The organism is Pseudoalteromonas sp. S3431, from assembly GCF_000690035.1.
GTDB classification, from domain to species: Bacteria; Pseudomonadota; Gammaproteobacteria; order Enterobacterales; family Alteromonadaceae; genus Pseudoalteromonas; species Pseudoalteromonas fuliginea.
The window spans coordinates 1-13,670 of the sequence record NZ_JJNY01000036.1 but is presented as its reverse complement, the minus strand read 5'-3'; the positions used below and the strand labels follow the sequence as shown (position 1 = coordinate 13,670).

At 37.4% G+C, this 13,670-nt stretch carries 12 protein-coding genes; all 12 read right to left on the bottom strand.

The features are described 5' to 3' along the window. Window positions 1-7 precede the first annotated feature (7 nt). The 12 genes from DO88_RS10930 to DO88_RS10985 all read right to left on the bottom strand — a co-directional run bounded on the left by DO88_RS10930 (window position 8) and on the right by DO88_RS10985 (window position 13,078). Window positions 8-2,107, bottom strand: a complete 2,100-nt coding sequence (locus DO88_RS10930) for a DUF1302 domain-containing protein (RefSeq protein ID WP_033039006.1) — start codon at window positions 2,105-2,107, stop codon at window positions 8-10. Between the two features lie 252 nt (window positions 2,108-2,359). Then, the gene (locus DO88_RS10935; RefSeq protein ID WP_033014893.1) at window positions 2,360-2,581 is read right to left on the bottom strand and encodes a DUF2835 family protein; all 222 of its coding nucleotides are present in this window, start codon (window positions 2,579-2,581) and stop codon (window positions 2,360-2,362) included. Further along, a complete protein-coding gene (gene pepN, locus DO88_RS10940; RefSeq protein WP_033039003.1) occupies window positions 2,582-5,176 on the bottom strand; it encodes an aminopeptidase N in 2,595 nt (864 codons plus the stop codon). A gap of 46 nt (window positions 5,177-5,222) precedes the next feature. Next, a complete protein-coding gene (nhaC, locus tag DO88_RS10945) occupies window positions 5,223-6,686 on the bottom strand; it encodes a Na+/H+ antiporter NhaC (RefSeq protein WP_007375724.1) in 1,464 nt (487 codons plus the stop codon). Window positions 6,687-6,865: 179 nt separating this feature from the next. Beyond that, on the bottom strand, window positions 6,866-8,890 hold the full coding sequence (gene prc / locus DO88_RS10950) for a carboxy terminal-processing peptidase (RefSeq protein WP_007375723.1): 2,025 nt from the start codon (window positions 8,888-8,890) through the stop codon (window positions 6,866-6,868). 25 nt (window positions 8,891-8,915) lie between these two features. After that, the gene (gene proQ, locus DO88_RS10955) at window positions 8,916-9,566 is read right to left on the bottom strand and encodes an RNA chaperone ProQ (RefSeq protein ID WP_007375722.1); all 651 of its coding nucleotides are present in this window, start codon (window positions 9,564-9,566) and stop codon (window positions 8,916-8,918) included. Window positions 9,567-9,581: 15 nt separating this feature from the next. Then, window positions 9,582-9,860 carry a hypothetical protein gene (locus DO88_RS10960; protein WP_002961910.1) on the bottom strand — a complete coding sequence of 93 codons (279 nt, stop codon included), beginning with the start codon at window positions 9,858-9,860 and terminating at the stop codon, window positions 9,582-9,584. Then, window positions 9,860-10,318, bottom strand: coding sequence for a GAF domain-containing protein (locus tag DO88_RS10965; protein ID WP_007375721.1), 459 nt, complete (start codon window positions 10,316-10,318; stop codon window positions 9,860-9,862). The genes DO88_RS10960 and DO88_RS10965 overlap by 1 nt, the downstream gene beginning before the upstream one ends. 128 nt (window positions 10,319-10,446) lie before the next feature. Beyond that, complete coding sequence (locus tag DO88_RS10970) at window positions 10,447-10,827, bottom strand: hypothetical protein (RefSeq protein WP_007375720.1); 381 nt, start codon at window positions 10,825-10,827, stop codon at window positions 10,447-10,449. Window positions 10,828-11,007: 180 nt separating this feature from the next. Continuing rightward, window positions 11,008-11,256 carry a hypothetical protein gene (locus tag DO88_RS10975; RefSeq protein ID WP_007375719.1) on the bottom strand — a complete coding sequence of 83 codons (249 nt, stop codon included), beginning with the start codon at window positions 11,254-11,256 and terminating at the stop codon, window positions 11,008-11,010. A gap of 11 nt (window positions 11,257-11,267) precedes the next feature. Beyond that, window positions 11,268-12,089, bottom strand: a complete 822-nt coding sequence (locus DO88_RS10980; protein ID WP_033028391.1) for a CPBP family intramembrane glutamic endopeptidase — start codon at window positions 12,087-12,089, stop codon at window positions 11,268-11,270. Between the two features lie 119 nt (window positions 12,090-12,208). After that, window positions 12,209-13,078, bottom strand: coding sequence for a LytTR family DNA-binding domain-containing protein (locus DO88_RS10985; RefSeq protein ID WP_007375717.1), 870 nt, complete (start codon window positions 13,076-13,078; stop codon window positions 12,209-12,211). Window positions 13,079-13,670 lie beyond the last annotated feature (592 nt).

Below are 13,670 nucleotides of genomic sequence, written 5' to 3'. Positions count from 1 at the left end.
GTTACCCCTAAATAGAATATTTTAAATTGAAAGAAACGTAATCGCGGTCTGAGAATGTATTAACACCACCGCCGCCCCAAAATGAGTTATAGCTCACATCAAGTGACCATGCATTTTGGTAATTAAAGTTCATGGTAGCACCTAAAGATTTACGGTCTTCAATAAACAAGAACATAGGATCTGGTGTATTACCATTTACGTCATGAGAGAAAACAAAACGTGGTGAAAAGTTAATACCATTGTAGAGATTAAAATAATCACCTTTAGCAATTAAGCGGTAACCCCAAGAAGAAGCGGTTGCAAAAGACTTTTCTTCAGCACCATTTGATAAACCAAGCTGTAGCGTTGAATAATCGGTAGTACCTGGACCCGTAATTGTTCCACTTCGGCCAGTGCCAGATACATTTAAGCGCATTTCATCGTATTCAGGCATATTGTGAATTTTTACAGCGCCCACTTCACCAACAACAGCCCAGCTATCAGCACCTAACGAAGGGCCAAATAAATGGGTCGCAGTGAACTGAATCTGTGATGTATCACGTTCAATATAACCTTGGGCAACTTCACCTGGGCCAACTGAGCTTATAGCATCACCAAAACTCATTTGCGAAATACCCGCAAAATCAGGACGAATACCCGCAACAGCTAACTGTTCAGGCATTGCTGTGTAGAGTAATTCAACGTCATCAATTTGCAGTGGTTCATCTTGACGAAAAGCAAATTCACCGGCAAAGGCTGTTTCGCCTATCGTGGTATTAAAACTTAAACCGTATAATTTGATATCTTCAGGGTAATCGTTTTCCGCTTTAGAGAAAGCAGTTAAATCAGCAACATTATCAGACGTAATTTCTGTTGCCATAATCATTGCTAAATCTTGTGCAATAGCTGCTTGAGTAAAGTTTGATACACGACCAGATATAAGCGGACGACGACTATGATAATTCACATGATACAGTGCAATTTCAGTATCATTAAATTCAGGCAAAAATACACCTAAACGTAAACCGTATTGGCCGCCATCTTCAGGTTCTGTTTTACCGTTACCGCCTTTACCTTTAAGTGCAACTTTAGTGGGGTAAGCAAGGTACATTTGAGCAAGTAAAGCACTGCCTTCAGCACTAGATGGATCAATCCCCTGTGCAGCTGCCGCTAAAGCAAAGTCAGATGTTAGGTTGTTTAGACTATCAGTTAAAAATGCAACATCAATATCAGGGTTAGATGTAAAACCTAACTGAACATTTTGCTGATAACCATTTTCTGCCGCAAAGTCATTAGTAGAAAAGTAAGTACCTGCTGCAGGCAAACGCGTTTCTTGCCATTGATACTGATAAAAACCTTCAAGCGTAATATTGTCTGTTATACCCAATGAAGCCCATAACATGCCCACCGGAATGAATGCCTCTTTAAGCTCAGCACCAGGTGCTTTTAAACGATCTATATCTACAGGGTTTACATTAATACCATGAGATATAAGCGTACTTTCACCCCAGTTAACAACTTGCTGACCTAAACGTACTGATAATGGGTTGTTACCGTCATTTAAATCAAAATCAGCCCAAACAAACGCATCTAATAAACGAATGTCGGCGCAACTTTGTGCTTTAGTATCTTTATCGTCACATGGGTCAACACCTTGACCTGATGTAGGATTAGCATATGCATGATTGCCATCCATTAAGGCAAAATCATAAAAATACATAAAACGTGTAAACAAACCGTAGTTGTCTTTATTTATTGAAAGGTCGTGTGTACCTTTTAATAATTTAGAAAATGAATCACCACTATCGAAATTCAAATTACCCGCGTCACCATTATTTGAGTAAGAGCCTGGTTGAGCCCACACATCTTGAGATGAATAAACGGTATTACTTAACGCAGGATTGTAACCTGCCCAGTTAAACGCCGGGTTATTACTTTTACCAATTAAGCTAAAGTCTCGGTCTTCTACACGGACACTTTGCCCATATGAAAAGGTTGAATCGAAGGTAATATCAAACCCTCCGGCTTCAAATGTTGCAGCTTGTACATTAGCTGTTGATAAACCAAGGCTAGCGACTGCTAAACCTATAGCGATTTTATTTTTAACAAAAAGCGATCTTCTTATCATTTTTGGTTCCCCCCTGTCGCGGGTCATTTTGTGTGATCAAGTTATTGTTTTTAGTGTAATCGTAACGATAGAAGCGAAATGGATAAATTACAAATAGTCGCATTCAATCTGTTATATATTTTCATTCTGGTTGACGTTTACGTATTGGTAAGACGTCGTACCAGATAATTTATACACGTAATTTAACAATAGAACAAATTGAAATTAACAAAAAGACAATATTTTATGATTTTATAACATAAAAACAGCGTACTAAGCCACTCGTTCAATACGAATAAATTTATTTTCAAGGGTTAGTAACATTCTGAAACGCCCTCTTATACCTAAGCTAGTAATAAATGGCCTTAAGTGATTAGCAGAAAAACGCACTGTTTTCCCGCCATCTTCGACAACCTGCAATGAGCTAAAACGACCATGGTAGTAATCCATGCATTCGCTGTAGCTCAATCTTAAATTAAAATAATATTCGATCATTTACTTAAGTGCTTTTTCAACCTTTTCAAATAAATCGGCGCTTAACCCATCTAAATTAGCTAAACGTTCTAGTTGCAGTCTCATTGCTGTTGAACGTGTATTATCGTATCGCTTCCACGACATAAACGGCGTTAGCATACGAGATGCATTTTGAGGGTTTATAGCATTTAATTTAATGAGTAAATCACCTAAGAGCGCGTAACCTTTACCATCAAGGCGATGAAACTGAGACGTATTGAAATGGCTAAAGCTACCTACAAGTGCTCGTACACGATTGGGGTTTGAAAAATCAAAACACGGATGTTCGTAAAGCGCCTTAATATTATCAATTGCATTGTCACCAGTTTGCATCGCTTGCAAAGCAAACCATTTATCCATTACTAATACATCGTGACGCCATTGACTATCAAAGTAGTTTAACAATTCTTCACATAGCTCATGTGACGCTTTAACAGCGGCACTTAGTGCACCTAAAACATTCGTCATATTTTTTGAGCTTGCAGCATGTTTAATAAAATCAGCAGCGTGCGGGTCATTAGTTTTAGCAAGGTAATGAAGGCATAGCTGCTTTAAAGACCGAATTGCAACGGCGCTTGCATTTACACTGCCATCATCGATTAACGATTCAAAACACGTTATAAACTCGTTAATTAACTCATCCGCTATTTGCCTTTCAAATTGCTCAGCAATATTGACTATTACATCTACTGGAATTACTTCAAATTCAGCAGCCAACGTATCAAAACTTGGTAATTTTAATAGCTCTGCAATAAGCGCTAGATCGCCCTGTTTTTCATTAACTAATCCACGAAGCGCATTAATTATCTCATCACTAAGCCCAACACTTTCAACACTGTTTAGATTCGCTTTCATTGCTTTAATAAATAGCTGCTGCTGTGCATCCCAACGAGAAAAGTCACTGCGTGCGAAACGCATAATATGAAGTAGCTCATGTTCATCTGTCTCTTGGTTTAAAATACATGGAGCAGAAAAGTCTTCAAGTAATACTGCAACAGGTTTAGCAGTCATATTATCAAAGTGAAATGTCTGTGATGGTTGAGTTACATTTAGAACGTGGTTAACTTTTTCGCCTTGGTACTCAAGCTCAATACTTTGTCCATTTACATCTAACAGTTCAATTGCAAATGGAATGTGCAAAGGTGCATTACTTTGCTGGTTCAGCGGTGCAAATTGTTCAATTGTTAAACTGTATGTATTTGAATCCAGATCAAAGTTTTGAATAGCATTTAAACGAGATGTACCTGCTTGACTATACCAACGTTTAAACTGATCTAAGTTAACGCCTGATGCGTCGCTCATTGCACTTACAAAATCATCACAAGTAACAGCTTGTCCGTCATGGCGCTCAAAATAGAGTGCCATACCTTTTTGAAAGTTTGGCTCGCCTAATAATGTATGCATCATTCGGATTACTTCGGCGCCTTTATCGTACACAGTAACCGTGTAAAAGTTATTCATTTCAATAACTTTTTCTGGACGAATAGGATGAGCCATAGGGCCAGCATCTTCGCTAAACTGGTGTGTGCGCATTACTTTTACAGCGTCAATTCGATTAAGCGCACGAGAGCCTAAGTCACTACTAAACTCTTGATCCCTAAATACAGTTAAACCTTCTTTAAGCGATAACTGAAACCAATCTCTGCACGTTACTCGATTACCTGTCCAGTTATGGAAATACTCATGCCCTACTATAGATTCAATCGTATGATAGTCTTTATCTGTCGCTGTTTCTTGGTTGGCTAAAACACATTTACTATTAAATATGTTTAAACCTTTATTTTCCATTGCACCCATGTTGAAAAAATCAACGGCTACAATCATATAAATATCTAGGTCATATTCTAAATTAAAACGCGCTTCATCCCACTGCATTGCTTTTTTAAGTGAGGCAATAGCATGTGGTGTTTTAGATAAATTACCTTTATCTACAAATAGAGCAAGTTCAACATTTTTACCGCTTTGAGTAATATAGTTGTCTTTTAATACATCAAAATCACCAGCAACCAAAGCAAACAAATAACTTGGCTTTTTAAACGGGTCTTGCCATTTAGCAAAATGACGCCCATCTTGAGTTTCACCACTGTCTACTTGATTACCATTAGATAGGAGCTGAGAAAATTTTGTATCTGCAATTACGGTCACATCAAATGTAGATAAAACATCGGGGCGATCCATGTAATAGGTTATTTTTCTAAACCCCTGAGCCTCACATTGCGTGCAATACGCACCACCTGATAAATATAAACCTTCTAGTGAAGTATTAGTCTCAGGTGATATCTCGGTGACAATACTTAATTGGCAACTATCCGGTAGATTATTAATTATTAGTTGCTCGCCAATAATTTCATAATCCGTTATATCAACAGTATCAATTGATAAAGAGAGCAGGCGTAAATCAATACCATCAAGCACTAAGGGTGCTTTGTTATCACCTACTCGTGTAAGTGTTAATAAGGAACTTACCTTCGTTGTTAATGGCTGTAAGTCAAATGTTAGCTCAGTGTGGTCAATTAAAAAGTCTGGGGCTTTGTAGTCTTTAAGATATTGTGCTTGAGGTTTACTTGATTCAGTCATAGATGCTCCAAAACAGCTCCTTTAAATTTAAAAGAGCTGTTTAAAATTAGGCCGATTGTTTTGGTTTGATACGTAAAATTTTAATACCTAAATAGGCATAAACAACCGCTAATACAGGGTTAATTAAATTAAAGAAAGCGTACAGTGCATAGTCAAACGGATTTATGAGTAAAACGCTTTGCATGTAAGCGCCACAAGTGTTCCACGGAATTAATGGGCTGGTAATTGTACCGCCATCTTCCAATGTACGAGATAAGTTAACAGGCTTCAAACCACGTTTTTTATATTCATCTTTAAACATACGACCGGGTACAACAATAGCAATATATTGATCAGCAGCTATCACGTTAGTACCAATACACGTTGCTATTGTTGCCGCAATTAACGATCCCGTACTTTTAGCTATTTTAAGAATACTTTTAACAAAAATATCAAGAAGACCTGTTTTTTCCATGATAGCGCCAAACATAAGTGCGGTCATAATAAGCCAGGTCGTTGTAAGCATTCCAGCCATACCACCACCACTAAGTAGCGAGTCCATTTTATCATCGCCGGTGTTTATGCTAAAACCGTCAAAAAAAGTGGTCCAAACAAGCTTAAAGTAGCCTACTAACTGTCCTTGAGAGACATCAATTTGGCTAGCAATTAAATCAGATTGAAACAACATGGCCCAAACAGCGCCCACAACAGCACCAATAGAGATAGCAGGAAAGGCTGGCATTTTTTTAATTGCTAAAACTAACAATACAATTAGTGGTATTAGCATTTCAAAACCAATATTAAAATTTTGTTGTAAAATAGCTGTAATTTCGTCAATACGCCCTGCTTCACTTGAAGCCGTTGCATTAAAACCCATAACTATAAATATAATCAGTGCAATAACAAAGCTAGGTACTGTCGTCCATAACATATGTTGGATATGCTCAAATAAATCAGCCCCAACAACTGCAGGTGCAAGATTTGTAGTTTCTGACAGTGGGCTTAACTTATCACCAAAGTACGCGCCCGATATAACCGCGCCGGCTGTTACTGTTTGTTCAAGCCCAAGACCGGTTGCTACGCCAAGTAAAGCAACACCTATTGTTGCAGCCGTAGTCCACGAACTACCAATACTCATTGCAACAATGCCACAAATTAAGCAGCTAGCTGCATAAAACCAGCTCGGATTGATAACCTGTAAGCCATAATAAATTAAGGTCGGTACAGTTCCTGATAGTAACCAAGTACCAATTAATGCACCTACCATGAGTAAAATTAGAATAGCACCAAGTGAAAGCGTTATGCCTTCAATCATTGCTTGCTCTAACTTTTTCCAAGTATAACCATTTTTAAGACCAATTAAAGCAGCTGCAAAAGTTGCGAACAAAAGTGCAATCTGGTTAGGACCTGATGAAGAATTATCACCAAATAAGTATACGGCAGCGCCGAGTAGGCAAATTAATACAGAGATAGGAACTAATGCATCAAAAAACGAGGCAGGCTTGATTGGTTTATCTTCCAATGGCTTCAAAGTAGAGACTCCTACACACTCAATGTGTGTTTAATTATTATTTTTAGCACGTAAAGCGCATTAATTGAACTTTAATAATCTAGCTCAACTTTATGTAATGGGAGATTATAACAATTTAGTAAATTATAGGTAGCAAAAAAGGCGCAAAAGCGCCTTTTTTATAGAGGTAAAACCAGCGGTTACTTCTTAGCTATGCGACCATAGTTAATATAATCTTGGGTAATTAAAGCGGCTTCTTCTAAAAATGGATCAAGCTCTTCAATAACCTCAGGTAAATCATCTAAGTTTTCTACCGGATCTTTACCTAAACGCTTAAGACGTTCATTAGTACGTACAAGTGCACGTGCCTCACCTTCGTCTTTTTCTTTAATGCGGTCTGCTTCAACTAAAGAGATCGTTTTACGATCTTTCTCTTCGTTGTATAAGGCAATATCATTAAATACATAACCAAACTCAGGTTCTGATTTAATTCGTACCTCATGTTGCTTCTCAAGATAGGTAATAACTGGCGTTAAATTACCAAGTTTTTTATATTTCGCTTTAACAATGCTATCCCAAGGCAGTGCATTGTCTTGTTTACTTTCGCCCCATTCTGCAGGATCGATTGCTGATGGAAACGAGATGTCTGGAATCACACCTTTGTGTTGCGTACTACCACCATTGATGCGGTAAAATTTAGCAATTGTATATTGCACGCTACCCAATGCATTATCATACAAGTCATAAGCACGGCCTAAGCCTTTGTGCTGTTGAACCGTGCCTTTACCAAAGGTTTGCTCACCAATAATAACTGCGCGGCCATAATCTTGCATTGCCGCTGCAAATATTTCTGATGCTGACGCACTGTATCTATCAACTAATACCGTAAGTGGACCATCATAATAGGTAATGCCATCGCGGTCTCTTTGTTCTTCAATACGGTTATTTAAAGTGTGTATTTGAACTACAGGTCCTTGGTCAAAAAACAATCCCGAAAGCTGGGTAGCTTCATATAATGAACCACCACCGTTTTGGCGTAGGTCAATAATAATCCCATCAACCTTTTGCTCTTTAAGCTTAGCAAGTTCAACTTTTACATCTTTCGAAAGATTATTGTAAAAGCCAGGGATTTCAATCACACCCACTTTGCTTGTTAAATCTGAATATTTAGCTTCAAAAACTTCTGATTTAGCGGCTCTGTCTTCCAATCTGATTTTATCACGGGTAATTTCAACAACTTTTGGTGTGCCGTGAGCATCAGCGCCTTTTAAATACTGAAGACGTACTTTAGTACCTTTAGGGCCTTTAATTAAATCAACAACGTCATCTAAGCGCCAGCCAATAACATCAACAAATTCTTCACCATCTTGAGCAACACCTATGATTCTGTCATCGGCTTTAATTTGCTCTGTTTTATCCGCAGGACCACCAGGTACTAAACTGCGAATAACTGTGTAATCTTCGTCTGGACTCAATACTGCACCTATGCCCTCGAGCTCTAGGTCCATATCCATTTTAAATTGTTCAGCACGACGCGGCGATAAATAAGACGTATGCGCCTCAATACTGCGTGCTAAAGAATTTAATACTAATTGAAATGCATCTTCTGGATTTGATTGCACTAAACGCTTTTCTGCATTTTTATAGCGTTTGGTCAGCACTTCTTTAATGCCTTCCCAATCTTTACCTGTCATTTTTAAACGCAGTGCATCGTACTTAACACGTTCGCGCCAAATTTCATCAAGCTCGGCTTGAGATACAGGCCACGCAGCATCTTCACGATCAAAAAAGTATTCATCTTCTTTATCAAAGGTCATTTCTTTTTCAAGTAATGCTAGGGAATACTCGTAACGTTCAAAACGGCGTTTAAGGCTTAAATTAAAGATATCAAATGTGAAACCCAATTTGCCGGTAGTTATAGCGTTATCAAAGTCATCGCGGTATTGGTCAAAAGAAGCAATATCGCTTGCTAAAAATACGCTTTTATTAAAATCAAGGGATTCGATATAACGATCGTACACTTTACTAGAAAGCTCATCGTTAAATCGAACCGGGATATAGTGTGAACGAGTAAATAAGCTAGCCACGCGTTTGCTGGCAGTACCATGTTGACTTTCTTGCTTGAGCAGTGGTAAATCGTCAATAGTGACGGCTTCTACAGCAGCAAATAATGAACCTGAAAACAGGGCAGCAACTAACGGAATGAGCGTAAACTTTTTACTCATACAAACTCCTTAATTTATTTACAGTTTAAACGATGTATAAACTGTCAGCTTTGGTTTTAACTTGCATGCCTGTCACTAATTCAACATGAACGTCATCTTTGTTCACTTCAGTGATTACTGCATTTACAAGTGCTTGGCCAAGTTTAACCTTAACCTTATTATTAACCTTGACCTCAGTAGCTGGTAAAGGTTCAATTTTTCCTGAACGTTTAGCAGGAGCTGCTTTGGCAGGTTTATTAGCTGCAGAAGCGTTTTTATCACCTGTTTTACTAGCATGCGCTGGTTTTTTCTTAAAAGATTTAGAATCTGAGTCTTGGCGTGGACGTTGTTGTTTTTTACGTTTTGCCATTTTAGCGCGGCTTTCTTCCAATGCTTTTTGTGCATGGTCGATATGCTCTTGCTCAACTTTTTCACCTTGATTACCATCAAGATCAATACGAAACTCTGACTTAGTTACCGCTTCTAAATAACGCCAGTTAGACGTGTATTTTCTGAGCGCTTGACGAACTTGAGTCTTGCTTACTTTGTCAGAGCCTTCAATACGCTCAGCGATATCTTTGAAAATACCTACTTTAAGCGGCTTGATGCCATCTTTTTGTTTAAAACATTGTGGGAATTCTTGATACAAAAATTCCAATACTTCGTTAATATCTTTTAGCTTGTTTGTGGTTTCCATTTTAGAACCTATTTTTCACATCTTTTCATCAAGGGACGAATCGACGTAGTGTGTTACCCAGTCGACCAGCTCTTCAAAGTCGGCTTCTATTACAGCCATATCGCCTCGAAGGTGTTCCCAAATACCATTAATCGTTTCATCAATAAATTCACATTCAGAATCGTCCGGAAGACGATCCCAGGCAATATGAATCAAATCATTGAGCGTTTCCGCTACATGTTCTTCTTCGCCTTCCCAGTCGCCAACATCTTGCACAGCAAACAGGTAGTCTTGAACATTTAGCAAATCTTTCATTACAGGCTCGCCTCTAAGCATTTCACTAGCGCTTCAAGTCCGGCTTTATCGTCAGTATCAAATCGACCAACACTTGGACTATCGATATCAAGAACAGCAAATACTTTACCATTTTTCAAGATAGGTACAACAATCTCAGAATTTGACGCCGCATCACAGGCAATATGACCGTCAAAAGCGTGAACATCTTCAACTAATTGTGTTTCTGCGGTTGCCGCAGCAGTTCCACATACTCCTTTTCCTACTGGAATACGAATGCATGCAGGATTACCTTGAAACGGGCCTAGTACTAATTCAGTAGGAGAATCCATAAAGTAAAAACCCGCCCAATTCACATCTTCTAAAGAGGTAAATAATAACGCGCTTATATTTGCCAAATTGGCAATTACATTAGATTCACCAGCTATTAGTGATTCAGTTTGCTTAACTAATGACTGGTAAAAATCGTACTTTTGCATACCAAACTACTTCTTATTAAACAGACAGTAGCTAAAGGTACTCTTTGTCGTTAAAAATTGGAACCTTTAAAGGGTAAAAAAAAGGAAATTGCGCTGTTTATCAGCGCGCTTGGTCAATAATTCTGCGATTATTTTTTTGCACAATTACGAAGGCCAAATAAAAATAGTCCTGCGGCGAATCCAGACATCACACTATTAATTAAAAATATCTCGCCTGTTGAAGCACTTAATAGATAACTAAAAATAGCCCCACCTAATAACCCAAGTGTTAAAACACCTGAATAATTAACTTTTGAATACTTAAACATGAGTAAATAACCCGGCACAACAAAAGCCGCCATTGTTAAACCTACAATATGTGCATTTGATATGGCTGTCATCAATAGTTGAAAGAACACTGATAGAAAATCACCCTGCAACGCTAGTGCATAATACAAACCTAATAAACTGCCAACAATCACCGGGGACAATAATGAAAGCGCGACGCTTTTTGCAAGTTGATGTTTCATCTAATAATCCTTAATACAGCGTATAAAATTTAATGTATTAAGCATGCACCAAGATCTAAAGCTTAGAAATAGAGACTATGGTCGTAACTTATGATGATAAAACATACAACATAAAAGCTAGGTAATTTAATAAAGTAATAAAAGCCCAGTTTTTAAAAGAAATAACAAATAGCTCAGTAGTTACAACTGAGCTATTTTTTGTGATAAATCGATATTTTTATTTATCGCCAACTCTTCAAGCACTATGACTCTTTCAACTAAAACGTCTAACTTTCTTTGCAGCATAATAATCGTATTTTTCTGATTTTTATCTTGTAATAAAAGTGACTTTTCTTTAGCGGTCGTTTTATAGGTAAAGTAATTTTTAATTAGCACTAAAAGTAAAAAAGGCGACAAAAAAATCATTATAATTAAAAATAATTCAAACATTATTATCTCCTTTAAGTGTTTTGTGTTGCTAATTTATAATGCTGAGACGAAAAACCTGGACGTTTTTTAAATAGTGTAGAGAGTGTTATTTGGCGCGGTTTACCACGACGGATAAGTAAGTTTACGTAGAGTATGCTTAAAATTATTGCAGTTGCCTTGAACAAATTGCCTTTTAAATCCCCTGCTGCACCACCTGACATGCTAAATATGCCATAAGCCGCATTCATAAATATATGCATCCATAATGGAAACCAAATACGGTATCCACATTCGCAAAATAACCACGCAAACCAAGTTCCTGCGATTGTTGTAATTGCAACAGCCATCACAGCTGAAATAGCATCATGTCCTTGATAAATATGACCCAAACCAAATATCGTTGAGCTAATTAATGCGGCGGGAATAAACCCCCAACGACAAAAACGAAATAACACGCCGAACAAAGCAGCTCTAAAAATTATTTCTTCAAAAACTCCCGCGTATATTGAACCTGTAATTATCCCCGTAATTGAAAGGTTTAGCGCGTTACTCAAATAAGCGTAACCTATCACCATAGGTGTGCAACAGACTACCGCTGCGAGTAAATAACGTTGAAAACCTTCAATGTCGACACCTAAAACGTTGTACCAACTCTCATGTTTAAATAATAATGTTGCCACAACTAACAATGGCCCATAAATAAACAAGTATTTAGCAGGAAATAACAAAAGGGCTGATTGTTGATCAAGGTCAGATAGGACACTTACCCAGTTATCCCCCCAGAACTCTTTCATCATGTAATGACAAAATATAAATGTGGTGATTAGTAGCAGTGCTTTAATTGTATGTTTCATACGTACCTTCTTAAGTTACAATTTTAAATTCAACTTAATCATGGCAATCACTAATTATGAAATCGATCAATTAGGGCTAAATTTCATTTTTAGGTGCTAACTACATGTTTTTGGGGTCATCAACAAACATCAGGGGTTAACAACAAGGCTTGTTTAATGACATCAACATAAGTTCGCGAAACTGGAATTGTGAAATCAAATGAGTTCATCGATAACTGTAATCCTCCGGCATTCCCTTTACTTACTGCGACTAATTGTAAATTAACTGCATAAGACCGATGACAGCGATATAAAAATGTATTTTGGGGTAATTGTTTTAATAAACCAGTTAACGTTATACGCAGCAATTTATGAGAAACAACATCGTTTTCTATCGTTGCGAGCTCACAGTAATTATCGGCTGACTTAATAAACAATATATCCGATAGCGCAATTGTTAGCTTGTCACCTTTATTATCGCCAATAAGTGTTATTAGACGGTGTGGGGGGACGTTATTTTTTTCTACCTCTTCACAAGCACGCTGTTTAGTCTTAACAACCGGTATTTTTTCAGTTGTTAAGACCATATGCTTTGCATGACGATTGACAACAAATATGAAACTAATCGGGAATAACCCAACTGCTAATGTATATACAATGAAGAGTATTTGGTTTTGCCAATGCCAAGCCCCTAACATAGCAACAACAAAATATCCGTGGTTAAACAAAGCAGTAATTAAAATATAAAGGCTGGGGGTCACTATTATTCGAAATTTATTGCTAAGATTTAACCGAATTAAAAAGATCTCAATAAAACCCGAAAGCAATAAAGCGCAAAACGTGACTAAGCCGTAACCTGAAAGGCGGAGTAATTTATAAGGTTCAGTATCGTTGGTTGTACCAAAAGGTTGGAATACGAATAGAATAAATAGAGTTACTATCGAAAATAAAATTGCCCTGTATACAACCAACTTTCTTGACGCTAAATCATCTTTAAGCCACAACGTCATATTTTACATACCTTTAAAAACTCGCTTGCTAATAAAATACCACAAATTCATCGCTAATTACTGGTTTCATTTTCTCAGTAAATATAAAATGATAAGTAATACCAATTAGCTTATATACGAAGTCTATTTAACGATAAAGAAATTGCGCTATAACTAGGCGAATTTTTATACCTAGTCGGCTTGGTAACTGCTCCTGCGTTATCCTACAGGCTTACATTCATGTAAAAATAAGTAAAAATTGAGTAAAACATCCGCGTCCTGCTCACGCCCCTTACCTACATCCTATATGTAGGCAAACCCAAGAGCAGCGCACGCTTGGCATTTGAGCTGCGTTATCGCCTATTTATGGGGAAATAACCACATAACATAGGTTCTGCCTTGAACAAAAACCAAACAGTCTACTGTAAATTCAAGCTCGAAAGATAAAAAGGCCCTAATCTGCCCATATAGACTCTATTTAACAATAATGCATTTTATACCAACCTGCATAAATCTTTGATCAATTTAACGAATTAAATTGCACTATAACGTCGTTAAAAATTTTTTATTTAGAACAACTAGATACAAAAAATTTTGCCTAGTTCTAGCGTAA